Annotated in this window: 25 protein-coding genes and 1 pseudogene; 18 read left to right on the top strand and 8 right to left on the bottom strand. The window is 70.6% G+C overall.

Annotation, left to right across the window (positions count from 1 at the left end; genetic code table 11):
• Positions 1-177: 177 nt before the first annotated feature.
• The 3 genes and pseudogenes from ACW14Y_RS04790 to ACW14Y_RS04800 form a co-directional block, all read right to left on the bottom strand.
• A complete protein-coding gene (locus ACW14Y_RS04790; protein ID WP_380299196.1) occupies positions 178-615 on the bottom strand; it encodes an ester cyclase in 438 nt (145 codons plus the stop codon).
• Between the two features lie 126 nt (positions 616-741).
• Entirely contained in the window at positions 742-2,112 is a 1,371-nt protein-coding gene (locus ACW14Y_RS04795; protein ID WP_456985978.1) for a carotenoid oxygenase family protein, read from the bottom strand.
• Positions 2,113-2,238: 126 nt separating this feature from the next.
• Positions 2,239-2,319: pseudogene (locus ACW14Y_RS04800) on the bottom strand (BBE domain-containing protein); the annotation flags it as partial.
• Positions 2,320-2,425: 106 nt separating this feature from the next.
• Between ACW14Y_RS04800 and ACW14Y_RS04805 the strand changes: the two are divergent.
• Positions 2,426-3,580: a tyrosine-type recombinase/integrase gene (locus ACW14Y_RS04805; protein ID WP_456985979.1), complete on the top strand. Its 1,155-nt coding sequence runs from the start codon at positions 2,426-2,428 to the stop codon at positions 3,578-3,580.
• Between the two features lie 48 nt (positions 3,581-3,628).
• Here the strand turns inward: ACW14Y_RS04805 and ACW14Y_RS04810 are convergent, their stop codons facing one another.
• Positions 3,629-3,820 (bottom strand): helix-turn-helix transcriptional regulator, encoded by a 192-nt coding sequence (locus ACW14Y_RS04810; RefSeq protein ID WP_456985980.1) that lies wholly within the window; start codon positions 3,818-3,820, stop codon positions 3,629-3,631.
• A gap of 450 nt (positions 3,821-4,270) precedes the next feature.
• Here ACW14Y_RS04810 and ACW14Y_RS04815 point away from each other — a divergent pair, with 450 nt between their 5' ends.
• From ACW14Y_RS04815 to ACW14Y_RS04865, 11 genes are all read left to right on the top strand, one after another.
• Positions 4,271-4,546, top strand: coding sequence for a hypothetical protein (locus tag ACW14Y_RS04815; RefSeq protein ID WP_456985981.1), 276 nt, complete (start codon positions 4,271-4,273; stop codon positions 4,544-4,546).
• 495 nt (positions 4,547-5,041) lie between these two features.
• Complete coding sequence (locus ACW14Y_RS04820; RefSeq protein ID WP_456985982.1) at positions 5,042-5,884, top strand: LLM class F420-dependent oxidoreductase; 843 nt, start codon at positions 5,042-5,044, stop codon at positions 5,882-5,884.
• 395 nt (positions 5,885-6,279) lie between these two features.
• A complete protein-coding gene (locus ACW14Y_RS04825) occupies positions 6,280-6,453 on the top strand; it encodes a lasso RiPP family leader peptide-containing protein (protein WP_456985983.1) in 174 nt (57 codons plus the stop codon).
• A 118-nt stretch (positions 6,454-6,571) separates the two neighbouring features.
• Positions 6,572-8,413, top strand: coding sequence for an asparagine synthase-related protein (locus ACW14Y_RS04830; protein WP_456985984.1), 1,842 nt, complete (start codon positions 6,572-6,574; stop codon positions 8,411-8,413).
• On the top strand, positions 8,410-8,670 hold the full coding sequence (locus ACW14Y_RS04835) for a lasso peptide biosynthesis PqqD family chaperone (RefSeq protein WP_456985985.1): 261 nt from the start codon (positions 8,410-8,412) through the stop codon (positions 8,668-8,670). Before ACW14Y_RS04830 ends, ACW14Y_RS04835 begins: the two co-directional genes overlap by 4 nt.
• Before the next feature lie 2 nt (positions 8,671-8,672).
• The gene (locus tag ACW14Y_RS04840; RefSeq protein WP_456988066.1) at positions 8,673-9,107 is read left to right on the top strand and encodes a lasso peptide biosynthesis B2 protein; all 435 of its coding nucleotides are present in this window, start codon (positions 8,673-8,675) and stop codon (positions 9,105-9,107) included.
• 232 nt (positions 9,108-9,339) lie between these two features.
• Complete coding sequence (locus ACW14Y_RS04845) at positions 9,340-9,480, top strand: lasso RiPP family leader peptide-containing protein (RefSeq protein WP_456985986.1); 141 nt, start codon at positions 9,340-9,342, stop codon at positions 9,478-9,480.
• A 342-nt stretch (positions 9,481-9,822) separates the two neighbouring features.
• Positions 9,823-11,541 carry an asparagine synthase-related protein gene (locus ACW14Y_RS04850; protein WP_456985987.1) on the top strand — a complete coding sequence of 573 codons (1,719 nt, stop codon included), beginning with the start codon at positions 9,823-9,825 and terminating at the stop codon, positions 11,539-11,541.
• On the top strand, positions 11,522-11,776 hold the full coding sequence (locus tag ACW14Y_RS04855) for a lasso peptide biosynthesis PqqD family chaperone (protein WP_456985988.1): 255 nt from the start codon (positions 11,522-11,524) through the stop codon (positions 11,774-11,776). The genes ACW14Y_RS04850 and ACW14Y_RS04855 overlap by 20 nt, the downstream gene beginning before the upstream one ends.
• Positions 11,773-12,219, top strand: coding sequence for a lasso peptide biosynthesis B2 protein (locus tag ACW14Y_RS04860; RefSeq protein ID WP_456985989.1), 447 nt, complete (start codon positions 11,773-11,775; stop codon positions 12,217-12,219). Before ACW14Y_RS04855 ends, ACW14Y_RS04860 begins: the two co-directional genes overlap by 4 nt.
• A gap of 62 nt (positions 12,220-12,281) precedes the next feature.
• Positions 12,282-12,818 (top strand): hypothetical protein, encoded by a 537-nt coding sequence (locus ACW14Y_RS04865; protein ID WP_456985990.1) that lies wholly within the window; start codon positions 12,282-12,284, stop codon positions 12,816-12,818.
• 31 nt (positions 12,819-12,849) lie between these two features.
• On the opposite strand, the gene ACW14Y_RS04870 is transcribed toward ACW14Y_RS04865, so the two are convergent.
• Positions 12,850-14,181, bottom strand: coding sequence for an erythromycin esterase family protein (locus ACW14Y_RS04870; RefSeq protein ID WP_456985991.1), 1,332 nt, complete (start codon positions 14,179-14,181; stop codon positions 12,850-12,852).
• A gap of 18 nt (positions 14,182-14,199) precedes the next feature.
• Here ACW14Y_RS04870 and ACW14Y_RS04875 point away from each other — a divergent pair, with 18 nt between their 5' ends.
• Positions 14,200-14,628 (top strand): helix-turn-helix domain-containing protein, encoded by a 429-nt coding sequence (locus ACW14Y_RS04875; protein ID WP_456988068.1) that lies wholly within the window; start codon positions 14,200-14,202, stop codon positions 14,626-14,628.
• On the opposite strand, the gene ACW14Y_RS04880 is transcribed toward ACW14Y_RS04875, so the two are convergent.
• A complete protein-coding gene (locus ACW14Y_RS04880; RefSeq protein WP_456985992.1) occupies positions 14,612-15,364 on the bottom strand; it encodes a hypothetical protein in 753 nt (250 codons plus the stop codon). The genes ACW14Y_RS04875 and ACW14Y_RS04880 overlap by 17 nt on opposite strands.
• 333 nt (positions 15,365-15,697) lie before the next feature.
• On the opposite strand from ACW14Y_RS04880, the gene ACW14Y_RS04885 reads away from it, so the two are divergent.
• Entirely contained in the window at positions 15,698-16,594 is an 897-nt protein-coding gene (locus ACW14Y_RS04885) for a polyprenyl synthetase family protein (RefSeq protein WP_456985993.1), read from the top strand.
• 212 nt (positions 16,595-16,806) lie between these two features.
• Here ACW14Y_RS04885 and ACW14Y_RS04890 read toward each other — a convergent pair whose 3' ends face one another.
• A complete protein-coding gene (locus ACW14Y_RS04890; protein WP_380300440.1) occupies positions 16,807-17,316 on the bottom strand; it encodes a hypothetical protein in 510 nt (169 codons plus the stop codon).
• Positions 17,317-17,442: 126 nt separating this feature from the next.
• A complete protein-coding gene (locus ACW14Y_RS04895; protein WP_456985994.1) occupies positions 17,443-17,829 on the bottom strand; it encodes a hypothetical protein in 387 nt (128 codons plus the stop codon).
• A 950-nt stretch (positions 17,830-18,779) separates the two neighbouring features.
• Here ACW14Y_RS04895 and ACW14Y_RS04900 point away from each other — a divergent pair.
• The 4 genes from ACW14Y_RS04900 (at position 18,780) to ACW14Y_RS04915 (ending at position 23,527) form a co-directional block, all read left to right on the top strand.
• On the top strand, positions 18,780-20,711 hold the full coding sequence (locus ACW14Y_RS04900; protein WP_456985995.1) for an ATP-binding protein: 1,932 nt from the start codon (positions 18,780-18,782) through the stop codon (positions 20,709-20,711).
• Between the two features lie 568 nt (positions 20,712-21,279).
• The gene (locus ACW14Y_RS04905; protein WP_456985996.1) at positions 21,280-21,441 is read left to right on the top strand and encodes a hypothetical protein; all 162 of its coding nucleotides are present in this window, start codon (positions 21,280-21,282) and stop codon (positions 21,439-21,441) included.
• Between the two features lie 221 nt (positions 21,442-21,662).
• Positions 21,663-22,904 carry a S8 family serine peptidase gene (locus tag ACW14Y_RS04910; protein WP_456985997.1) on the top strand — a complete coding sequence of 414 codons (1,242 nt, stop codon included), beginning with the start codon at positions 21,663-21,665 and terminating at the stop codon, positions 22,902-22,904.
• A gap of 74 nt (positions 22,905-22,978) precedes the next feature.
• Positions 22,979-23,527, top strand: a complete 549-nt coding sequence (locus ACW14Y_RS04915; protein ID WP_456985998.1) for a GNAT family N-acetyltransferase — start codon at positions 22,979-22,981, stop codon at positions 23,525-23,527.
• Positions 23,528-23,745 lie beyond the last annotated feature (218 nt).

Here is a 23,745-nt window from a genome sequence, read left to right on the forward strand (position 1 = left end):
TTCCGCGGCGCCCTCCACCGGCGCCGCCATCGTGAGCGCCGCGGTACCGGCCTCGGTCCGGAGGCCTGTCACGGCAAGGGAGTTACCCGCGACGCAAGGGTGCGGCCGGGCCCGGTCCGCCGCCGCACTGTTACCGGTGCGGCGCCGACCGGGCCCGGCCCAGGGACCGCGGGTGGGTCAGGCCAGTTCGCGGACACCGAGCTGACGCACGAACAGCAGGCTGTCGGCGTTGGCCCAGTACTCGGCGAGCATGCCGTCCTTGACCAGCAGGGTGTCGGTGCCGGTGAAGCGGACGGGGTTGCCCACGGCATCCTCGGGCGCGCCGGGGAAGCCTCCGGCGTAGGTGCCTTCGGCTGCCCAACGGACCACCAGGTAGTCGTCGGTGACGATCGGACCGACCGTGATCTCGAAGCTGAGGTCGCGCAGGATCGTGTGGATGCCGGCGACCCAGCCGTTCAGGCCCTCCCGGCCGTGCACCGTGTCGTCGCCGGAGCCGGTGATGGGCGCGGCGTGTGCGACGAAGTCAGGAGCGATGATCTTGTCGGTCAGGGACAGGTCGTTGTTCCACAGGGCCTTCCACGGCTCGGCGAGCAGGGCGTTGGTGGCAGCGGACATGGCGGTTCTCCTCAGTGGTGCGGGTGACATCCGGGGACATGCAGGGACGTGCGGGTGACGTGCGGGGACGTGCGGCGTCGGTCGCGCCCGTCGACGCAGTGGGTGGGGACCGGGTCGGCGCCCCGGTCAGGACGCGGCGGCGTCCAGGTCGGCGTCGGGGACCCAGGAGCCGTGGATTCCGGCGGTCACCCGTCGGGGCAGGTGGACGGTCGCGACCGTGTCGAGGCCGGAGGCGTCGAGGACCAGCAACTGCGAGGCGTCCTGCTTGAGGTCGGACACGACGGTGAGGAGGTAGCCGTCGTCCTCGCCGGTGGATCCGGCGGCGGGGACGAACACCGCCTCGCTGGGCAGCCGGGCGTCGCCGACCCGGTGGATGCGGCGGGCGCCGGTGGTGCGGTCGTACTTGGCGATGCCGTAGCCGCCGAAACCCTTCTCGTCGGGGAAGGAGACGGCGTACTGGTAGCGGTTCTCGGCGCCCAGGTAGGCCTCGTTGAGGGTCGGGAACTCCACCGCGAGGTCGTCGACGATGCGCTCGTCCACGCTGCCGGCTGCCGGGTCGATGACCCAGCGGCGGATGTAGGAGCGGGCGTTGGGCTCGGCGCCGCGTCCGGGGGCGCCGATCCACCAGTTCCAGGAGAGCCGGAAGCCCTCCTCGTCCACGGTGGGCCCCTCCAGCACGATGCGGCCCGCGTCGTCCTCGTAGGCGTTCGAGACGTGCAGCATGTTGCCCGGTTCGACGGAGTACCAGCGGATGTGGCGGGCGCCGTCGGCTCCCCTGGGCATGACGCCTATCCGGGCGGGCTGCCGGTCGCTCCAGCCGTAGGGGATGCCGGAGTGCTCGGTGGGGTCGAAGGTGACATTGCCCTCGATGAACACCACATGACGGCGGGTGATGGCGAAGTCGTGCTTGAGGGAGGCACTCGCCTGCGGAACCTCCGCGCTGTGGACGATCTCGCCCTTGGCGTCGCAGACGTAGTACATCAGGTAGGGCGGGAGGGGCGAGGACCCGAAGAAGTGGAGCTCACCCGTCACCGGGTCCTCCTTGGGGTGAGCCGTCATCATCCCGGACAGCTTGCCGTCGAAGTCGAAGGCGCCGACCGTCTCCAGCTCGGGGGTCAGCTCGAAGGGGAAGTTCGACTCGCACAGCGCGAGCAGCCGTCCGGCGTGCTCGATGATGTGGGTCCCCGCCGCGCTGGCGGTGAAGTCGGGGCCCTTCTCGGTCATGTAGGGGGCGCCTTCGAGTGCGGGGGTGCGCACCCAGCGGTTGCGGTACCACTCCGCCCGCCCCTCCCGGAGCCGGATGCCGTGGACCATGCCGCTGCCCTTGAACCAGTGGGTGGGGGTGACGCCCGGCTTGGGGTTGTGGCCGTTGCGCAGCAGGCGGCCGCTCAGCTCGGGCGGCAGGGTGCCCTCCACGGCGAGGCCGGTGGCGGTGATCTCGTCCGCGACGGGGGTGTAGTGGCCGGTCAGGTAGGGCTTCTTCGCTGTGTTCTCCATGCCGCACAGGTTCGCCCGGTCCGCTGTCCACTTTCCAGGCCGGACAGCCACCGGAAGCTGTCCGGCCCTGTCCACCCCCGTCCGCCCGAGCCCACCCACCGGTGCGGACACGCTCCGCGCGGGCCGTCAGGACGGCAGGGTCACCGACTGGGCGTGGTGGAAGACGTTCTTGCGGTCCCAGGTGTCCTTGGCCTTCTGCAGGCGGCGGTAGTTCCCCTTGTTATCACGCGCTCGGCGTTTCCGCCCAGCTCAGAGGCATGATCGACCATCCGGGGTCAGCAAAAGGTCAGCAAGACTCCGGGGGTCAGCCGTCATGGCAAGCACAGGTCTCGTCCGCGGCATGGGCAGTTTCTTCAAGGAGTGCGAGCACCCGAGCTCCCGCTGGAGCAAGTGCCCGCACGAGTACACGATCAGGTACCGCAACGCGTCGGGCCGGCAGACCGAGGAGTCCGGCTTCACCACCCAGGAGCTGGCGAAGAGCCGCCTCGCCGAGGTCTACCACGCGCGCAAGAGCTCCCCGATGAGCGTGCACAAGGCGGAACGCATCAAGAAGTACGGCAGCATGCAGTTCGCGGCCTACACCGCCGATTGGCTCAAGGGCCAGCGGCACCAGAGCCCGACCACGCTGCGGAACACCGAATCCACGCTCAAGAACCACCTGTTTCCCGCCTTCGCGAGCCGCCGCATGGGAACCTTCGACCACAAGGTCGTGGAAGCCTTCATCACGGAGATGGAGCGCAACGGGGTCGGTCTCGCCGCCCAGACCAACGCGTTCATCCGCCTGAAGACGATCCTCTCGGACGCGCACCGGCTCGGGCTCTACGAGGACAGCCCTCTGAAGGGCGTCCGGCCCCCTCAGTACGACCCCGCGCGAGCGGTGATCCCCTCCGGCCCGCAACTGCAGAGCATCCGGACCGCCGGCGACGACGTCTTCCGCCTTGTCGCGGAACTCATGAGCGGTTGCGGCCTGCGGAACGGCGAGGCCTATGCCGTCAACATCAACAACATCGTCGCCGACGACGTCTACCGCGTCCACGAGCAGGTCAACCAGGCCACCAAGAGCTACGCCCGCCTGAAGCACCGCAAGGCCAACGAGTACCGCGACGTACCGCTGCCGACGCGCACCCGGCACGCCATCGAGCGCTACGCGGACACCTACGGAACCGTCGACGGCTACCTGCTGCGAAATCCGAAAGACATCACGCTCGCCATGCCGCACCACATCATCACCACGCAGTGGAGGAAGGTCAAAGCCTCCGGACTGGTGGACATCCCCGAAGGCATGGTGCTCTACGGCCTGCGCCACTTCTTCGCGTCGAACTGCCTGAGCAACGGCATACCGATCACCGACGTCGCGGAGTGGATGGGCCACCGCAACGTCCAGATCACCTTCACCTTCTACCGCCACCTCATGCCCGGCTCCATCAGCCGCGCCGCCGAGCTCCTCGACCTCGGCCTGGCTGCCTGAGCGCGTGGGAGGGCCGACCCGACGGACCGGCCCTCCCACTCTCCGGGTCTATGCCACCCGCGTCCTCTGCTGCTTGACCCAGGCTTGGACCTCCGACACCTTGAACTGCAACTTGGCGTTCCTCCCGCACCCGAACTTGTAGGGCACGAGACCAAGACGCGGAGCGTCGCGATAGACCCAGGCCAGGGACATGTTCAGAAACTCTGCGGTCTCCCTGGCGCTCATGAACTGCTGAACCATGGGATCCCTCCCTACGACAGCCGGCATCTGCCCCAAAGACTCACACGCAATGAACAGGTTGGCCGGACCGGAGTTCCGTGCCATCTGCCCCATTGCACTACATTGCGTGATGGATCACCATCACTCGGGCGCCCTGCGCCACGCCACCCTGGCGACCACCATCAACCTCTACGGCCACCTCTTCAAAGACTCCGCCGACCAGGCCGTCAACGCCCTCGCCCGAGCACTCGACCACGCCCAGTCGGACCCGCTCCGCGCCGTCCCCCCGAGGCGACGACGACCTGCCTCTCGCCGCGTAGCGGCAACCAGGGCAGAGTCCCTCCCCGGGCGGGCGAAGCCGCTCCTGGTCGGTGTCCCGGACAGGCAGCCCTTCAGCCCCAGGGCCGGCCCACGCGCTCCAACGGCAGCCTCACCGTCGCCGCGCTCACCGTCGAAGCCGGCGTTCACCGGATGGCCCTCATGAAGCGCCACGCGGATCTCAAGGAGGAGTTCTACGCACGCGTCCGCTCGCAGACCCACCAGACACCCGAAACCGAAAAGCGCCTCCGTCGGGAAGTCGCCCGCCTCAAGGGCGCCCTCAAGGAATCCCGAGCCGCCGAAGCGCAATCCCGCCGACGCGCCGAGCAGACCGCACTCGCGGCCGCCGTTCTGATCCTCGGGAAACCCGCAGACACAGACCCGAGCTCTCACCCGAACGTCGTCCCGCTCCGCCCGGACGGACGTTGACCCGCCGGGTGGAGCGGCTGCCCCCGGCCCAGCATCCTTGCTGCGTTCTTCGGTGACCGGCTGCCGCCCGCACGGACCGCCGGTGGCGGCCCGGTGCGAGGGCCGCCCCGCCTCGGGCCGATCGGCCGCCGAGCACCCGGCCTGACCGTGCCCTGAACCCGGGGCGGCGTGAACGAGGTGCGGTTCTCCGCCCTGACGCCGGCCGCTGCCGACCACAGCCCGGACGTTCAGCCGACACAGGCACACCACCGCGCTTCAGTCGTGGAGAGCCGGGACATCGGGCCCGGATCCACCGTCCTCGAACCCGCTGCGGGCGGGGCGACATGACCGCCGTCCTCGCGGAGGCCGTCGGACCCCAGGGACGCGTGGCGGCGCGCCGCTCTCGCGGCGGGCGCAGCTTCGGGTAGGACGGAGTCACGGCCGTGGACCGCGCGCCGTCGGGCGCGCGGCGCTGCGGGCCGTAGGCGTGCCCGTTGTCGAACGAGGCGGGGAGCCATGGAACTCGGGGTGTACGGACTCAGCGCCAAGGCCACGCACGGGCCGCGGGCGACGGCGCGTCTGGCCGCCCTGGCCGAGGAACTCGGCTACCGGTCGTGGTGGGTCGGCGACCATGTGGCGCTGCCCGACCCCCGTACTCCCGACTCGCCCATGGACGCGAGCGAGCCGATCCTCGACCCGCTCGTCCACCTCGCCTATGTCGCCGCCCTCACCGAACGGATCGAGCTCGGCACCGGGATCGTCGTCCTGCCCCAGCGGCACCCCGTCGTCCTCGCCAAACAGCTCGCCAGCCTCGACGTCCTCAGCCGGGGCCGACTGCGGGTCGGCATCGGCCCCGGCTACCTGGAACCGGAGCTCGCCGCCGTCGGCGTCACGCTGGCCGAACGCGGCACCCGCACCGACGAGTACCTCGACGCCATGACCGCCCTGTGGACCAGCCCCGCACCCTCCCACCACGGTCGCTACGTCGACTTCGACCACCTCGACGCCCACCCCCGCCCCGTCCAGGCCGGCGGCCCGCGCATCCTCGTCGGCGGTCACAGCCCCGCCGCCTACCGCCGGGCCGTCGCCCGCGGCCACGGTTGGTTCGGCGCCGGCGACAACCCCGAGCAGCTCGCCGCCAACCTCGCCGGCCTGCGCCGGGCCGCCGACGAGATCGAGCGCCCCGCACACCTGGGCCCCCTCGAACTCAACTACACCGCCATGACCCCCATCGACACCAAGGCCTACCACCGCTACGCGGCGCTCGGCCTCACCCGCCTCATCACCTACCCCCTCCCCCTGCGCGACGTCCAGGACGTCACCAACCACCTCCGCCGCCACGCCCGCCTCCCGCACTGATCGGCCCGCCCCGCTCCCGGACGCCTCCGGAACACCTTCCGACCCGCCTGATACGACCCGTCCGTTCCGGCCCGGACCTTCGTGCCCGCCGGCAGCCGCGTACCGCGGTGGGAGCCCGGTGCGCTGCCCGCCCCGCTGTACCCCCTGACCGAGCGGCACCCCCGTCGGAGGGCACCTTGTGCGCCCCGCGCACCGACACCACCGCGGGGTGTTCACCGCCCGGGCCGTGTTCGCCCGGATCGCCGCTCAGCCGGGCGAGCGGGTCGGCGGTGTCCACCGGTGCGTGGCGGTCGGATTGTCACTCCTTTTGTCGGTTTGCATGCGTTCTTCCGGGTTGGGAACGCTCTCGTCGGCCGTCGGTTGCGTCGGTCGGACGAGTGAGAGGAGACCTGGGCATGGAGAACACGGACACGTCCATCAGGCAGGCGTACGAGGTGCCGGTGCTGGTGGAGGTCGGCGGTTTCGCCGACCTGACCCGCGCCTCGTCGAGCGGCGACTACATCGACGGCGGCGCCACTCCCTGGATCTACAGGATCAGCAGCCCCTGGGGGCTCGGCGGCGAGGACTAGCGGCCCGCCGGCACCGGGCCGGTGGCCGGGTGCTCCGCGCGGTCCGGCGGGGGCGGTGCGGCGGCCCGCCGGACCGCCCCCGCCCTTGGTCTGTTGTTCTGGTGGAGGAGTTGGACGGATGCTGCTGGGTCGGATGTGGTTCGTGGTTCTGCCCGACGGCGACATCGCGGCGGGAGCGGTGCGGGCGCTGCGGCCGATGGCACGGGAGGTGGTGGAGCACGCGTCGGGGCGGCCGTGGCTGATGGGCGTCTGGCCGGCCGGGCACGTGGTACTCGGGCGGGCCGGAGCAGTCCGGGTGGCGGTCGTCGGCGGACACGCGCCCGGACCGGCCGAGCTGGACGCGCGGGCCGCCCGGATGCGCAGGGCGGAGGACGCGGACCGTGCGGCGGCCGGCCCGACGGGCGACTTCCACGTCCTCGCATCGGTTGACGGCAGGGTCGGCGTCCGTGGGACGGCGGCCGGAAGCCGGCGCGTCTTCCGCACCCGCTTCCACGGGACGGACATCGCCGGCGGACGCGCGGACACCCTCGCCGCACTCACCGGCGCCGGCCCCGACGAGGACGTCCTCGCACTGCGCCTGGGCGCCGTGGGCGTGGTCCATCCCCTGGAGGAGCACACCGTCTGGCGCGGCGTCCAAGGGGTGCGCCCCGACGAGCTCCTCCTGCTGGAGGCCGACGGGCGCACCGCCACACACCGCTGGTGGCACCCCCCGAGGAGCGTGCTGCCCTTCGACCAGGGCGCGCGAGCGGTACGGCAGGCGTTGCAGGACGCGCTCTTCGCACGTACCGCCGGCGGCGCCGCGATCAGCTCCGACCTGTCCGGCGGCATGGACTCCACCAGCCTGTGCTTCCTCGCCGCCCGCACGGGCGCGCCGCTGCTGACCACGACCTGGCAGGCGCTGGACCCGGCGAACGAGGACAGCGTGTGGGCCCGGCGGGCCGCAGCCCACCTGCCGGGCGCCGTGCACGAGTTCACGGCGCGGGAGGACGCCCCCGCCTGGTTCGCCGCCCCCGCCGGGGCGATGGACCGCGCCGAGGAGCCGTTCGGCTGGGTCCACGACCGGGTCAAACTCCTCGGCGCCCTGGAACGCATGGCCGCCCACGGATCGCGCCTGCACCTGAGCGGGGCGGGCGGAGACGCCCTGTTCAGCCCGCCGCCCGCGCACACCCGCGACGTCCTGGCCACGCACCCCCTGCTGGCCCTGGCCGACGTGCGCCACCACCACCTCCACTTCCGCCGGGCCCTGCTCCCGCAACTGAAGGCACTGACCGACCGCACACCCCTGGCCGGCGACCTGCTGCGCACCGCCGAACAGCTCACCGCACCGACCCCCGCCCCACGCCGTCACCAGTCCTGGGCACCCGACATCCGGATGCCGCCCTGGGCCACCCCGGACGCCGCCCACGCGGCCGCCGCCCTGCTGCGCGCCGCCGCCGCGCGCTCCCCGCAGCCGCTGTCCCCCCACCGCGGCGTGCACCAGGTGCTCCGGGACCTGCGCGCCACGGGCGACGCGATCCGGCGCCTGGACCAGTACACGCAGGACACCCTCGGCATCGGCTACGCCGCCCCGTACACCGACGAGGCCGTCGTCGAAGCCGCCCTGTCCGTACGCGTCCACGAACGCGTCGACGCCCTGCGCTACAAACCCCTCCTGGCCGCCGCGATGAACACCGTCGTGCCCGCCGACATCCTGGCCCGCCGCACCAAGGGCGAATACACCGCCGACGCCAACGCCGGCCTGCGACGCCACCGCCGCGAACTCCTCGACCTGTTCGACACCAGCCGGCTCGCCGACGCCGGACTCATCGACACCGCCCGCCTGCGCACCGCCCTGAGGCAACCGCCCACCACCGCCCTGCACGCAGCCCTGACCGCCACCCTCGGCTGCGAGAGCTGGCTGCGCTCCCTCGACCGCCCAGCCACCACCACCGCGCCCGCCCACACCCGAGGAACACGATGAGCACCGCCCTGGCCCCCACCGTCCGCGCCACCGACACCGAGACCGGCACGGTCCTCCTCGACGAACGCACCGGCCGCTACTGGCACCTCAACCCCACCGGCGCCGCCGTCCTGCGACACCTCCTGGACGGCGCCACCCCGAAGGAAGCCGCCCGCCGAATCACCGACCGGCACCCCGACATCCCCGCCGACCAGGCCGACCGCGACGTCGCCGCCCTCGTCAAGCACCTGCACGACGCCCGGCTGGTGACCGCGTGAGCATGTACGCCGCCCCCGAACCCCGCACACCCCTCACCCCCACCGAACGCGCCGCGGCCACCCTCGCCGTCACCGCCGCCCGCCTCCTCACCCACCTCAACCCGGGCCGCCTGCGCCGCACCCTCGAAGCCGCACGCGGCACCGCCCCGCCCGCCACCACCGCACAGGCACTCGCCGCCCGCCGGGCCGTCGTCACCGTCAGCGCCCGCTGCGCCGGCGAGGGCTGCCTGCAACGCTCCATCGCCACCGCACTGCTGTGCCGCGCACGCGGCACCTGGCCCACCTGGTGCACGGGCGTGCGCTCCGACCCCTTCCGCGCCCACGCCTGGGTCGAGGCCGACGGCCGACCCGTGGGCGAACCCGGCTCGACCGCCCTCTACCACCGCATGCTGACCGTCCCCAGCCTCCCCGACGCAGGGCTCCCCGCCGGGCACTGACGGCCGCGGGCCGCCCGGAGAGCGGGAGGCCCGAAGTCCTGTCGGGCGCACGCCGGGTACCGGGTACGAGTGGCCCTCGGTACCGGAGCAGCACGTCCCGGCTCGGCACCCGGAGCGTCCAGAACCAGGTTCACCCGCACGGGTGGCGTGGCGGTATGCGGTGGGTGTGCGGAATGTGGATCAATGCCTGTTGCAAGTGACCGTTCCTCAGTTCCGGAAGGAGGTGATTTCCATGGACAACACCTTGGGTTTCGAGGGTGCTGACTTCTACGAGGCGCCGCTGATGGTAGAGCTCGGCGGCTTCGCCGAGCTCACCCAGGACGGCGTTCAGGGCGACACGTGGGAGCCGAACACGTACGACCTCTATCCGTAGCCCCACGGGTCCCAACCCCGTGGCTGGTTAGGGGTCGGGGGTGCCGGTTCACGCCCGCAGGTGCGAACCGGCACCTGGGCGGCGTCCCGCAGGGGCCAGCGGCGTGGTGGCGTCCGCTGTTATGCGGCGGGCTTCGATCGGGCCGGGGGACGCGCGGGCCGGTCATCGGGTCCTGGAGAAGGGTGGAGTGCGGTGGAGGAGACATCGGGGGTGTGGTTCGTGGTCGTTCCGGACTGCCGGTTGCCTGCCGAGGTCTGGGCGCGGCTGCGGGCGTGCGCACCTCGGGTGGTGCCCTATCCCTCGGGCCGGCCGTGGATCGTCGGCGACTGGCCGGACACTGAGATGACCTGTGCCACGGCGGGCGGGACGGCGGTGGCAGTGGCGGGGACGTGCTCGCTGACCGCCGGTGAACTGGACCGGCGTCTCGGCGCCGTGCGTCGGCCGCAGGATGTCGAGTCCGCGGTCCGCGGCGCGCACGGCAGCTTCCACGTGATCGGGCATGTCGGGGGACGCGGGTGGGTGCGCGGGAGCGCGTTCGGGGCCCGGCAGGTCCACCACGCGGCCGTCGCAGGTGTGACGGTGTGCGCGGACAGGGCGCGGACGCTGGCCTGGCTGACCGGAGCGGCACCGGACCGCGCTCAGGTGGCCGCGCGTCTGGCCCTGCCGGGGCTGCCGCCCCCGGCGGGCGGCGGGGCGATGTGGCAGGGCGTGCACACGGTCCCCCCCGGCAGTGCGGTGCTCCTGGAGCGCGACGGCACCGCCGCGACGGCCGTGTGGTGGCGGGCGCCGGAGCCGGAGTTGACGCTCGCCGAGGGAGCCCCTCTGCTGCGGGAGGCCCTGCGCGGGGCGGTCGCGGCGCGTGTGCGGCCGGGGGCGGTGGTGGGCGCGGACCTGTCCGGCGGGCGGGACTCGACGGCCCTGTGCTTCCTGGCCGCCGAGGCGGGAGCGCGCCTGGTCACCGCGACGTTCCACTGGGACGCCCCCGGCAACCAGGACCTCCACTACGCGCGGTACGCCGCGCACCGGCTGCCGGGCGTCGACGCCCTGTACTTCCCCTTCGCCGAACTTCCGGGTTTCTACGCCGGGGTACGCGAGCGCCACGACGCGGCGGACGAGCCGTCGACCGTCGCCCGCGACCGGGTCAGGCAGATGCTGGTCGCACGAGCGATGCGCGAGCGCGGCGCGGTCCTGCGCCTCGGCGGGAACGGCGCCGACGAGATCCTCCAGCCGCCCCGCTCCTACGTACGGGCGCTGCTGCGGCGCCGGCCCCTCACCGCGCTGCGGCACACGGCGGGGTGGCGGGCACGGGGGCGCTGGCCGCTGGGCGCGAGCGCCGCCCTGCTGTTCGATCCCCGCTCCTACCCGCACTGGCTCGCCCGGACGTCCGCACGCCTGGACCAGCCCGCCGCCGACACCGCGAGCGACCCGGGCGGCTGGGGCGTACAGCCCCGCCTCCCGGCCTGGGCCAGCGGCGAGGCCGCCGCACTCGTCGCCGACCTGCTGGCGTCCGCAGCCGCCGACACGCGGCCACTTTCGGCCGAACGCGGACAGCACAGCCGCATCCACCAGGCCCGCGAGGCCGGCCGGCACGCCGCCCTCCTAACCCACCGCTCCCACGCCGAGCACCTGCCGCTGTCCAGCCCGTTCTGCGACGACGCGGTGGTCACCGCCTGCCTGTCGGTCCGGCCCGAGGAGACCTGCACCCCCTGGACCTACAAGCCGCTGCTGACCGCGGCCATGACCGGGATCGTGCCCGACCACCTGCTGGAGCGCACCACCAAGGACCACTGCACCACCGAGGGCTACCAGGGGTTCCGCGAGCACCGGGCCGACATCGCCGACTGCGCACGGGACTCGCTCCTGGCAGCCGCCGGACTCACCGACCACGCCGCGATGCGCCGCGCCCTGACCAACCCGGAACTCCTCCTCGGCGGCGGAGGGGACGTGGAGGCCACCGTCGGCCTGGAGCTGTGGCTCCGCGACCTCGCAGCCCGCCCCGCACCCTCCCACCTCACCCCGCCACGACCCGAGGAGCCCCGCCATGAGCCGGCTGCGCGCTGACGTCACCCGCACCACTACCGACACCGGCACGGTTCTCCTGGACGAACGCACCGGACGGTACTTCCAGCTCAACGCCACCGGAGCCACCGTCCTGGACGCCCTGCTGAACGGCGCCACCCCCGACGAGATCACCGACGCCCTCGCCGCCGCCCAGCCGGTGAGCCGCGAGAACGCCGCCGAGGACGTCACCCACCTGATCGCCCAGCTCAGCCGGACCGGACTGGTGACCCCGTGAACCCGCCGGCCCCCGACATCCCCCAGAACAGGCCTCCGATCGCGGTCCGCGCCGTCGTGCGCTGCACCGTCGCGACGGCACGCCTGATCGCCCACCTGCCCCCCAAACGACTGCAGGCCCTCCTGCGCGCGGCACGCCGCGGCGCCGAACCCGCGACCTACGCCCAGGCCCTCGCCGCCCGCGAGCACGTCACCTCCGTGAGCGTCCTGTGCTCGGGCCGCTACTGCCTCCAGCGTTCCCTCGCCGTCGCGCTGCTGTGCCGCCTGCGCGGCACCTGGCCCACCTGGCGCACCGGCGTACGCACCTCTCCCTTCGTCGCCCACGCCTGGGTCGAGGCCGAAGGCAGACGCGTCGGCGAACCCGACGACACCGGCGACTTCCACCCCATGCTCAGCGTCCCGCCACTCACCGCGACGCGGGGAGCTACGGCCGACCGGTCCTGACCTGTCGTTCGACGAGAGCACCGGGCGGCGGCCGCGCCCGGAATCGACCTGGGAACTGATCTTTGGGTCGCGGGAACGACCACGCCACCGAGCAGGCAACGCTGCAGGTCAACGGATTCTGTCGGGGAAGCACCACCCAGCCGGCCCTCGACGTGCTGGACGTGCTGGACGGCACCGTGCTGGAGATCCGCGACGTCCCCCGTCGTGCCGTCGACTTTGATGACCGCCGCGTGACCCTCGTGGACCACCGGGTCGATCTCGACGCCCTGCTCGTCGAGCGGCTGCGCCTGCGCGCCCGGCTCACGCGGGCGGACTCCAACAGCGCCGACGTCCGCCTCCACGGCACCACCGCCGACCCCTGGGTCGCCCCGAAGCGTGGAGGGCGAGGACCGCGTCGAACCGGACCTTCTCCTCCTGCCACTGGATTGCGGGCACAACCGGCGAACCACCTGATCATGTACTCCATGCCGTACGCGGCAGCCCTTCGACCGGGCCGGGCGCTGCCGCACCGATCGGGGGATCGGACCGTTGACAGAGCCACCCCGGAGATCCAGCATCACCGCTGGCCAGCCGGTTGTGTCAGCGAGGTTTCTCAGTGATCTTCACCGAGAAAGCCGCACTGGCCCGGTGTCACTGCGGCTTCCAGTGAGACAGCACCTCCTGGACGTCATGGGGGGAGTGGGCAAGCGCGGCGGGATCGAGTTCGGCCGCTGTGACGTGGGAGAGGTGCACGATGACGTCGTAGGCGTCCGCCGGGCTCACGTCGGAGTAGAAGGTGCCGATGCCCGCGCGCTGTTGGGACGTGGCCCGAACGGCTTTGGTGTCGCCCGGTGACAGCCGCCGCAGGTCGGTCGCGAAGGGTCCGTCGTGGCTGGCGGCCATGAGCGCGTCGAGGCTGCCGGGCAGGGGTGCCTCCATGTCCGTGAAGAGTGTGCCGGTGTAGAAGTCGGCCCCTGTGTTGAGGATGTCGCCGGTCCCCGAGGTCGTACCGATGACCAGGTAGTCCGTGCCGAGCCGGTCGGCGAGGTGCATGCCCATCGGCGTCGTCGCAGCCGTGCCGGGAACGGCACCCGGCCAGCGCCGGATGTGGCCGTTGTGGGCGGCGAGGACAATCCGGTCCTCCCTGCGCAGGATCCATTCGACCGTGTCCGCGATCGTGGCGTCCCGGTTGAACATCATCCCCTGCCTGTCGCCGCGAACCATCTCACGACTGAAGGTGTCGAGGGCGACCGTGACGCGCAGCGAAACCAGCGCGCGTTCGTATGCGGCGAGCGTGGTCCGTCGAACATAGGTGAGGCGTCGGCCCGTCATGCGTGCCGCCAGCTCGGCGAGGCCCGCCGTCAGCGCGTCCCTGCGTTCGGGCGTCAGCTCCCCGTAGGCGGCGATGGCCGCGGGCGCGGAGAACACCGATTCCGCCGCACAAGCGGCGGCCGTCTCCCGAACACTCGGGTCGACCTCGAACTCGGGATCGGCCTGCGACAGGTAGGCGAGCACGACATCCAGGCCGGGCAGCAGGGACACCATCGAACCAGGCAGATCGATCCCGTAGAAGCCGACGGGGTGCGCGGTGGCGCGATTGTGCGCCCGCATCCACTCCAGATGGGCGCGCATCTGCGTCCACAGCCCCATCAGCGACGTCATGCCGCTCGCCATCACCCGGCCGAGCTGCTCCTCGCCGCCTCGGACCCAGTCGTTGACCAGCCGGCCTTCGACGAATCCGGTCTCCATCGCGTACGCGTTGAAGCCGTGCCGTTCTACCAGGTAGCGCAGCAGGCGGTGGCGGAGCTGGAAGAACTCGCGGTTGTAGTGCGCGCTCTCGCCGATCGCCACCACCCGTGCCCGGCCGACCGCCTCGTCCAGCCATTCCAGGTCGTCCAGCGGCCCGGTCGGATCCAGCGTGCGCAACGGCATCACCGCCTCGCCACTCAGCCGAGCCGCCGCCGTCGAGGTGTTCGCGGTCACTCACAGCCCCTCTCGTGTATTCCCAACTTTGGGGGTACCCGCACCACGTCCGAACTGTGCACGAGCCTGTCCGACGTGCCCAAGACCACTGTCTACCGGCACGTCGGTCTGCTGGCCGAGGCAGGAGTGCTGGAAGTCGCCGACGAACGACGCGTGCACGGCGCCGTCGAACGCCACTACCGGCTGCGCCGGGACCGGGGGGCGATCGACGCCGACGCGGCCGCGTCGATGTCCCTGGACGATCACCGCCGCGGGTTCGCCGCCGCCATGGCCGCCCTGCTCACCGAGTTCAACGCCTATCTCGAACGCGACGAAGCCGACCCGGGCGCCGACTCCGTGGGATATCGGCAGGGCACCCTCATGGTGAGCTCTCCCGGATCGACATTCATCTGCTCGGCGGCCGAAGGGGTGGGAGGGGCGGGGCGGGAGGTCAGCGGTTCCAGGTGAAGGCGAACCGGTTGCCGTCGGCGCGCCGGTAGGTCAGTCCTTCGGGCAGTTCGCTGCTGGCGTCGTCGATGGTGATCTCGCCGGTGGCGGGGTCGTGGGTGAAGTACACCGAGCCGGTGGCGACGTCGCCCGGCGGGGCGACCCTGCGCACCACGATGTGGGTGGGTTCGGGGGAGACGGTGTCGACGGCCCTGGCGGGCGCGCCGGAGGTCAGGTCCTGCTCGGGGGTGCCGGTGATGAGGAAGTCGAGGGTGTAGGTGTCCTGCGGGTCCTGTGCCTTGGTGAACGAGGCGCAGATCTGGTGGGCCTTCAGGGGGCCGCAGTCACCGCGGTCGTCCACCACCGCCAGGCTGTAGAAAAAGCCGGCGGCGACGGTACTGGTCCTGTGGCCCCGGGTGGCCACGACGATCCCCGACACCTGACCGTACCTGTCGTCTCCGGCGGCGAGCAGGGTGCCGTCGTCGGTCACCGCCAGGCTGTTGTACCAGGTACTGGCGCTGGCGGTGGTGATCCTGTGGCCCTGGGCGGCCTTGAGGATCCCCGACACCTGACCGTACTCGTCGTCTCCGGCGGCGAGCAGGGTGCCGTCGTCGGTCACCGCCAGGCTGTGGTAGTAGCCGGCGGCGACGGCGGTGATCCTGCGGCCCTGGGCGGACTCGACGATTCCGGACACCTGACCGTCGCCGTCGTTTCCGGCGGCGACGAGCCTGCCCGCCGCCGGAGCCTCGACGGTCACCGCACTCCGGGCGTGGGGAAGCGCGACGGCGGGGACCGGCGCGACCGAGGCCGCGGCCGCCAGCGCTACGACCTGGACAGCACGAACAGCGCCGTGTTCCCGCGCCCGGGAACACCACGAGGCAAACACACCCACATCCGACTCCTCCAATGAGACTGGGCGGTGAGGGCGCCGGCCTGCGGGCGGCGCCCTCACCGCACGGACCCGAGGCCCGTACCCGGGTCATCGACGCGCCCGCACCCCGGGACAAGCACCCCGTCGGGTTGCACAGCGGCGCCGCCCCGCCGGCTGGACGTCCCCGGATGCGCCTGGCGCCCCTACATCACCGCCGCGGTGTTCTGTCTGCCCGGCGTCGACCCCCGAGCCCTACCGGCCGCTGACCGCCGCGACCGAGCTCCTCCACACCGCCTCCATGATCATCGACGACATCGAGGACGCCTTCGCCCTGCGCCGCGACCGCACACCGTCCACACCCTCTTCGGGACCCCCGCCGCCATCAACGCCGGCACCCTCGCCTGCCTCGCCTTCGACCCGCTCTTCCAACAGGCCCCCCAGAGCGACGCGGCCACCACGCTGCGCGTCTACCGCCTCTACCTCCAGGGCCTGCGCACCGCCCACGCCGGACAGGCTCTCGACCTCGCCGGCCACCGCACCGCCTTCGAACACGCCGTCACCAGCGGTGCCCCGCACTGTCTCCTCGACCAGGTCCGCACCGCCCACCACCTCAAGACCGGCTCCCCCGCCCGGTCCGTCGCCGAGGCCGCGGCCGTCCTGGCGGGGGCCGACGAGCAGCAGATCGCCGCGCTCGGCCACTACTTCGAAGCCGTCGGCACCGCCTACCAGATCAGCGACGACGCCGCCGACCTGGACGGGGTCACCAGCGCCGCAGGCCGCGATCGGGGGAGGATCGCGAAGGTCGCCGCCGAGGACCTGATCAACGGCGAGGTCACCTACCCCGTCGCCCGGGCCCCGGGCCTCCTCGACCACGGCGGCCGCCGGCGCCTGCGCGACCACCACTACCGCGCCGGCCCCGACGGCGCCGCCGCTGCGGCCACCCTCATCGCCCGCAGCGGCGCACCCCTGGCGTCCCTCGCCGACTGCCGCCAACTCGTCGACCAGGCATGGAAGCCCCTCGACGACCTGATCCCGCCCAGCTACCACAAGGCGACGCAGCCCCGACCCCGCCACCACCTCGACAGCCACGCCCGGCTGACAGCGAGTCGCGGGTGAACGGCACATACCCGCCGCAGCAGGAGCCCGCGGTTGCCGGCGCCGATCCCGCACACGAGTAAGGACGCCCCGGCGACGGTGGTGCGGGGACACCGTGTCCCCGCACCACCACCCCAGGGGCGCGCCGGCGGGCAGGCGCCGGCCTCCCGCAGCCGTGCCGCTCTCCCGGACCGAGCTCCAGCCCGGGAGAGCGGAACCAGGAGTCGGTCGGATCAGACGACAGGGAAGGTGAAGACTGCGGCGTCCGAGCGGGGGGTGTTGTGGTAGGAGGTACCGGTAAAGCTCTGCGGGATACCGTTGTTTCGCACGACAAGCCAGTAGTCGCGATCCGTTTTATCGATCTGCCAGAAAACGCGGCCCTCGCTGTCCTGCTGCCACATCAACTTGTCCGGCGGAACACGGCGATTGAGTTGGCATCTGATATCCGTCTCCGGGAAGCATTCGCTCTCGGCAGCGTTGACGACCTGCCTACCGTTGTTGGAGATCCTCCACTGCTGGATCGGCTTCGACTTGTCGCAGTGGCTGAACCGGTGATTCACCGTGTGTGGGGCGGGCCGTTCCGCAGTGGCGCACAGGGCCTGCCCCTCGAAGACGGTCCGGATCTGGAACATCCTGCCCTTGCTAGGGAATGCGGCATGAGCAGGAGTGACAGTGACGGCGGCCAGGCAGGCCGCGCCCGCGAGAGAGACCGCCGCGCGGGGAAGGAAACGCTCAAGGGCCATGAAATGATCCTCCGGGTCGGCTCGATCGGTTCGCCGCTTGCACGCCGTCGGGGCACACAAGCCGCCGACGGGCAGAAAATCCGCACGCCGCGCGAAGACGGGCGTGGCTCGGGGCAGGCACCCGCGTCAGCGCTTCGGCCGGGATGCGGAATCGGTGGTCTCCAGGCACACCGCGTAGGCGGTGCCCACGCTGTCGCCTTCCTTGACGTCCGGGACCTCGGACTTCTCGACCGGAGCACTGTAGGCCGTCCACGTGCGCCCGTGTGCCCAGCCCGATGGGGTTCCCCACGGGTCGGGCAGTTCGTCTGCGCCTCCGGCGACGGCCACCGTACCCTCGGGGCAGGTGAGCTCTGCGGACGCCTCCCACAGTTCGATCTCGTCGTCCGATTCGTCCGTGACCACCAGATCCCCGGAAACCGTGACGAGCGTCGCGGGATCGGCGGCGTGCGCGGTGGTGACACTCGCGAGGGAAAGGAAAGCTGAAGCCGCTACGGCGGCGATACGTCGCATCATGCGCACAGGATGTGGCACCGGAGCCGACCGCTGACCGCTCTTGGAACCAACGACCCCAACGACACACCGAAACTGATTAAGACCTTCGCCCGATTCGCCCAACTCCAGGATCGCGTGGACCTCGCCCGCGGCCCGCGTGCCGTAACTAGGACATTATCCCGGCCTCCGACCCATTCCTATTTGCATACCGTGCCTCCGAATGGCTTGCGGGATGCGGAATTTGGCGGAGACTGCTTCCGCTTGAACCATTCGAATGCCGTTCCCGGCCTCCAGCGGGGGAATTGTTCGACGAATCCGGACGGGCTTGCCGAGAAGCCTCCGTTCTCGTGACGGCCCTGGGCGGCGCGACGGCCGACCGCGACGCCGGGTGGGACGACCGCACACCGGACGCTGCCGCGAGAAGCCCAGCCTCGACTCGCCGCCGTACGAGGGACGTCTGTGCCGGGCACGCGCATCCGCTGCCGGGTGACACCGGCAGGTCGCGCGGGAGCGGCGGAGGCTGGGCCTGGTGGGGTGACCGGTCGGCGGCTGCACGGGGCGGAGTCCCCGCCGGTCCCGCAAGGCCCTGCCTGCACAGGAGGTGACACCCCAGCACCGCCCTGGGAAATGATCTTTGGGATCGCGGGAACGACCACGCCACCGCGCAGGCAACGCTGCAGGTCAACGGATTCTGTCGGATCGCCCCCTGGCGCCGGGAGCCCGCCGTCCGAGACCTCCTACACCGCGCACGGACCGAACTCGGGGTTGCCGCTCAACGCTCTGCGGCCGGGGGGTCGTCGTGACGGCCCCCAGGCCGGCCCCTCGTTGTCGGTGGCGGCCAGTAGGGTGCCGCTGCCGATGTCGAGTGACTTCCGGATGCCATCGCAGACTGCTCATGAAGTCCGCCCTCGTACGCATCTGAAAGGGGATCTCCGTCACCCTTTGGATGCCGGATCTGCTTTCATTTCTCCATGACCTCTCTGACGGTGCAGGTGGGAGTCGACCACCTCGCAAGGCTCATCAAGAGCCCGCGAGCTGGCCTGACCGAGCTGATCTGGAACGCCCTGGACGCAGATGCGGATCTCGTCGACGCAGGAGTCGAGCTCAGTCCACTGGGTGCCATCGAGACCGTCTTGGTCAAGGACAACGGCCATGGCATGTCACTTGAGGACGCCAAACGCGGATTCGGCGCGCTCGGCGACTCCTGGAAGAAGCTGGCCCAAGTAACACGACGCCAAGGACGCCAGCTTCATGGTGAACAGGGCAAGGGGCGGTTCGCTGCTTTCGCTCTCGGGGAAAGGGTCACCTGGCAGACCATAAGCCGCAATGACAACGTCCTGGTGGGATTGAGCATCACCGGAACCCGGGCGAACCTGAGCAGTTTCGACCTGGCGGAGACGGCTCCGGAGCGCGGGGATACCGGTACGCACGTACGAGCAACGAACGTCAGTGAGACCGCGGCGAAGATCCTCGACAGCGACTCCCTGATCGACACCCTGGCTGCCGAGTTCGCCATCTACCTGGAGTCCTACGGGCATGTCCAGATCACATGGAGGGGTCGGCGACTCGATCCCGCGTCACTGCAATCGCGTCGCAGCGAGTACGCACTGGACGTGACCGATGTCCCCAACACCCCCACGCTTGTGATCATCGAGTGGAAGCGCCAAGTGGATCGCGCACTCTACCTGTGCAACGAATCCGGGATGGCTCTCCACGAAATCAAGCCGGGAATCCAGGCACCGGGCTTCGAATTCACGGCCTACCTCAAATGGGACGGCTTCCGCGGGCACGATGTCCTCCTGGCCGAACTGGGGGCCGAGCCGATGAGCTCGGTGGTCGACGCGGCGAAGGAGAAACTTCGGGATCACTTCAAGGTTCGCAGTGGAGAGAAGCGCCAGGAGACCATCAAGAAATGGGTCACCGAGGGTTCGTACCCGTTCAGAGGCGCACCGGTCACTGCGATCGAGAAGGCGGAACGCGAAGCCTTCGATACAGTCTCGTTTGCTGCGGCAAAGTCGGTGAACGGCGGCGACTTCACCTCGCGGAAGCTGTCTCTGCGACTCCTGCGAGAGGCCCTCGAATCCAACCCGGGAAATCTTCACAACGTACTGCGGAGCGTTCTTGAGCTGCCCGAGGACCGGCTGATAGAGCTCGACAGCTTGCTCAACAAGACCTCCCTCTCATCCATTATCACCACATCAAAGCGAATCGGTGACAGGCTCTCGTTCCTCTCCGGCCTGGACTCCATTCTGTTCGACAGCCAACCGCGCCGGGAGACGCTTGAGCGGCGACAGCTCCACCGGATCCTGGCTAATGAAACATGGGTGTTCGGCGAGGAGTATGCACTGGTCGGTGATGACGTAGCGCTCACCAAGGTGCTGGAGAAATACCTCGCCTACCTCGGCGATGACGTCAACCTTGCCGGGGCTTCACCGGTGCTTCGCCATGACGGGACAAATCCCATTCCTGACCTGGTTTTCTCGCGGACATGCGAGATTGCGCAGGACCGCGTGGAGAACCTGGTCGTAGAACTGAAGAGGCCGAGCCAGACCATCGGCTCGAAGGAAATGACCCAGATCGAGGAGTACGCGCTTGCGGTCAGTCGGGACGAGCGGTTCAACAAGCCGAACGTAACCTGGGACTTCTGGATCGTCGGAAACCACCTCGACGAGTTTGCCGAATCCCGCCGCGACCAGGTCGGACTTCCCTTCGGTTTCATCCAGAGGTCGGCGAAATACAGTGTCCGGGTCCTCTCCTGGGCCGAGGTCATCAACGCTGCCCGGCACAGGCTGAAGTTTGTCGAGCGGAGTCTCAACTTCAGGGCAACCCACGAAGACGGCGTTTCGTATCTCCAGGAGACGCACGCCGAATTCCTCCCGCCGTCCCTGTCCGCTCAGCCCTGAGGCCCATCGGGCGATGCCTGAGAATCCGACACGGCCCACCGGCGGCCTCTCCGACGAGCCGGCCGCTGCCGTTGGCTGACGCCGAATCGGCGTCAGCCAACGGCAACGAAGCTGCCAGGGAACCACCACCACCCGTTCGATCGACTTGACCGTTCAGGTGTTCCGAGCCGCGCGTTCTTCCCCAAGATCGCGGACTGTTTCTACCTGGCGCGCGCTGGCGTGTACGACGGCCGCGTGTGCTGGAAGGGCCGCCAGGCCGTCGAGGAGCAGCAGCACATCCTGTACGCCCAGCCAAGAAACGTGCGCGTTCGGGGCCCGCTGCGAGGCCACTGCGGTCCATCCGGGCGACGGAGCCCGCCTCCGTGTCGGCCGCGCGCGGGTGCGCGAGCGGCAAGCGCCGTTCCACCGGTTCCTCGTATCCCGTGTCCGGTCCGGGGCGCCGCCCCTCGATCCGGACCCCCGGTCTTCACTCCTTCGGATGGTGCATGGGGTGGCTTCGCCTACGTCGCCCTGCCGGCATGCATGATGCTGCACTGCCACATGATCTCCACCAGAATGAGGAAACGCTATGGACAGCTTTGTCAATCTCTCCGGCGGCGACGACGAGAACAGCGACGAAGGCGGCTCCGACACGACCGCGGAGATGCAGGGCTTCGTTCGCGATGTCGCTCAGCGGGACGACGTTCCTCAGGACCTGAAGGAGCGCGCTCAGGCGCTTGCGGGTAAGTAGGCGCGGCCGCGGCCGGCTCCATCCTCCACTGCCGCTGACCCGGTCCTGGCGCCGCACCGCCCCAGGACCGGCGGCCTGCCCCGGCTCCCGAGCCCCGCCCTTCCGGGCGCCGCCCCGTGCCCGCGCCCTGCCTGTTCAACCCGTTCGCCCGCCGCACCGGTCGTCCGTGCCGCAGGGCGGTGCTCCGTGAAGGAGCCCAGATCTCGTGTGATGGAGGGTGTATGCGTACCAGTGCCCACCGGGCAGCGGTTGTTCTCCTGCTCCTCGCGCCTCTGATCGTCGGCGCCGGTGGCGCGCGCGCCACCACTGGGCCGGGCGAAGCCCCGGTCGAGGTGAGGGACTCCCCGGCGGCGGTCCCGGGCGAGTACATCGTCAGCGTCAAGCACGGATTCTCACCGGAGTCGGTGCTGCGCGAACTCGGGGTCCGGCCCCTGTTCACCTACGGCGCGGTACTGCGCGGCTTCGCCGCCCGGCTCACCCCGGTGCAACTGCGGCTGGCACGCAGGCTGCCAGCTGTCGAGGCGATCGAGGAGAACGCCCGGATCGGCGTCGACACCCTCACTGCGGGGACGATCGGAACCGGGGACACGCAGAAGGCGCAGGGCACCCGGACCACGGCCGCGGTCACCGACGTTGTCGAGGCGGCCAGTTGGGGCCTGGACCGGATCGACCAGCGCTACCTGCCGCTCGACGGACGGTTCACGGTCGACGCAACCGGCAAGGGAGTCACGGCATACATCCTCGACACCGGCGTCGAGACCGGGAACGAGGAGTTCGAAGGGCGGGCTTCCGTCGGGTTCGACGCCATTGACGACGGCCGCAACGGTCAGGACTGCCAGTCCCACGGAACCCACGTGGCAGGCACCGTCGGCGGCAGAACCTACGGCGTGGCCCGCGCTGTGTCCCTGGTCTCCGTACGCGTGCTCGACTGCCAGGGACAGGGCTCCTCGGCGACCACCCTCGCGGGCCTCGACTGGATCGCCGCCAACGCCCGGCAGCCTGCGGTACTGAACGCCTCCGTCGGCGGACCCGCCTCCGAAGCAGTCGACGCAGCCGTGAACACCCTGGCCGACCAGGGCGTGCTACCCGTCGCCGCAGCCGGAAACAGCGCGCAGGACGCCTGCGACGGCTCTCCCGCCCGCGCGCCGAAGGCCCTCACCGTCGGCGCGGTCAACAAACAGGACCGCCAGGCCAGCTTCAGCAACTACGGCCCCTGCCTGTCCCTGTACGCGCCCGGCGTCGCCATCGTCTCCGCCAGGCTCGGCGGCGGCTCGAGCACCCTCAACGGCACCTCCATGGCCGCTCCCCACGTCTCCGGAGCCGCCGCCCTCCTCAAGGAACAAGACCCCCGGGCGACATCCGAGGACATCGTCACGTGGCTCACCGACAACTCCACCAAGAACGTCCTCACCCGCCTCGGCCCGGGCTCACCCAACCGCCTCCTCTACACAGGCGGCCTGTGACCCGCACGACCCATCAGTGACACCCCGCCACCACCCGGTCGGTCGGGACAGTGTCCCCACCGACCAGGTGGACCTTGGAGAAACACGTGCCGGACCAACGGCGGCCACCTCTGATCCGGATCGCCCCCTGGACGAACACCGACCTCGACCTGCTGCACCTCATGAACACCCCCCGGATGACGCAATACCTGGGGGGACCTGAAAGTGAGCAGCAGATCCGTGCCCGCCATCACGCGTATCTGCACAACCGGCAGATCGACGGGGAGTCCTCCGGGCGCAGGTTCAGCATCATCCTGCTGCCCGACCACGAAAAGGTCGGCACCATCGGATACTGGGAAAGCCGGCGAAACGGCGCCCCCGTGTACGAGATCGGTTGGAGGGTCATTCCCGGAGCACAGCGCAGAGGGGTGGCGACCACAGCAGGCGCGGCAGCCATCGCAAGGGCCAAGCGTGAAAGCGGACACCGATACCTTCACGCCTTCACGGTGACCGGGAACGTCGCGTCCCACGCGACATGCCGCAGAATCGGCTTCACTCACATCGCTGAACGACAGATCACAGACCTCTCCGGAAACCGCTACCAATGCGATGAATGGCGACTGGATCTCACCACGACACCGTGAACACCCGAGTCGCCCATCGCGCCTACATGCTTGGGCAACGAGCCGTCGAGCCGGGTCAGGTCGAGATCCACCTCACGGGCGCCGCAGAAGCCGTGTACGTTCCGCACCCGCATGTTCTTGAGGTACATGCCCCGTCCTCCGACCCGGTTCCTCCGCCTTGAGGCCCGGTACGGGCCCGCTGCGACGACTCCAGCCGTGCCCAGCCCGCGCTGGCGAAG

It is taken from the genome of Kitasatospora sp. cg17-2, from assembly GCF_054031055.1.

Excerpts from the sequence above, each read along its gene's own strand:
- ACW14Y_RS04835 (WP_456985985.1), top strand. The coding sequence starts at position 8,410 with ATGAGCACCGCCCTGGCCCCCACCGTCCGCGCCACCGACACCGAGACC.
- ACW14Y_RS04810 (WP_456985980.1), bottom strand. The coding sequence starts at position 3,820 with ATGGTTCAGCAGTTCATGAGCGCCAGGGAGACCGCAGAGTTTCTGAAC.
- ACW14Y_RS04795 (WP_456985978.1), bottom strand. The coding sequence starts at position 2,112 with ATGGAGAACACAGCGAAGAAGCCCTACCTGACCGGCCACTACACCCCC.
- ACW14Y_RS04845 (WP_456985986.1), top strand. The coding sequence starts at position 9,340 with ATGGACAACACCTTGGGTTTCGAGGGTGCTGACTTCTACGAGGCGCCG.
- ACW14Y_RS04825 (WP_456985983.1), top strand. The coding sequence starts at position 6,280 with ATGGAGAACACGGACACGTCCATCAGGCAGGCGTACGAGGTGCCGGTG.
- ACW14Y_RS04850 (WP_456985987.1), top strand. The coding sequence starts at position 9,823 with ATGACCTGTGCCACGGCGGGCGGGACGGCGGTGGCAGTGGCGGGGACG.
- ACW14Y_RS04855 (WP_456985988.1), top strand. The coding sequence starts at position 11,522 with ATGAGCCGGCTGCGCGCTGACGTCACCCGCACCACTACCGACACCGGC.
- ACW14Y_RS04895 (WP_456985994.1), bottom strand. The coding sequence starts at position 17,829 with ATGATGCGACGTATCGCCGCCGTAGCGGCTTCAGCTTTCCTTTCCCTC.
- ACW14Y_RS04830 (WP_456985984.1), top strand. The coding sequence starts at position 6,572 with ATGCTGCTGGGTCGGATGTGGTTCGTGGTTCTGCCCGACGGCGACATC.
- ACW14Y_RS04820 (WP_456985982.1), top strand. The coding sequence starts at position 5,042 with ATGGAACTCGGGGTGTACGGACTCAGCGCCAAGGCCACGCACGGGCCG.
- ACW14Y_RS04805 (WP_456985979.1), top strand. The coding sequence starts at position 2,426 with ATGGCAAGCACAGGTCTCGTCCGCGGCATGGGCAGTTTCTTCAAGGAG.
- ACW14Y_RS04905 (WP_456985996.1), top strand. The coding sequence starts at position 21,280 with ATGGACAGCTTTGTCAATCTCTCCGGCGGCGACGACGAGAACAGCGAC.
- ACW14Y_RS04890 (WP_380300440.1), bottom strand. The coding sequence starts at position 17,316 with ATGGCCCTTGAGCGTTTCCTTCCCCGCGCGGCGGTCTCTCTCGCGGGC.
- ACW14Y_RS04790 (WP_380299196.1), bottom strand. The coding sequence starts at position 615 with ATGTCCGCTGCCACCAACGCCCTGCTCGCCGAGCCGTGGAAGGCCCTG.
- ACW14Y_RS04840 (WP_456988066.1), top strand. The coding sequence starts at position 8,673 with ATGTACGCCGCCCCCGAACCCCGCACACCCCTCACCCCCACCGAACGC.
- ACW14Y_RS04900 (WP_456985995.1), top strand. The coding sequence starts at position 18,780 with ATGACCTCTCTGACGGTGCAGGTGGGAGTCGACCACCTCGCAAGGCTC.
- ACW14Y_RS04910 (WP_456985997.1), top strand. The coding sequence starts at position 21,663 with ATGCGTACCAGTGCCCACCGGGCAGCGGTTGTTCTCCTGCTCCTCGCG.
- ACW14Y_RS04815 (WP_456985981.1), top strand. The coding sequence starts at position 4,271 with ATGGCCCTCATGAAGCGCCACGCGGATCTCAAGGAGGAGTTCTACGCA.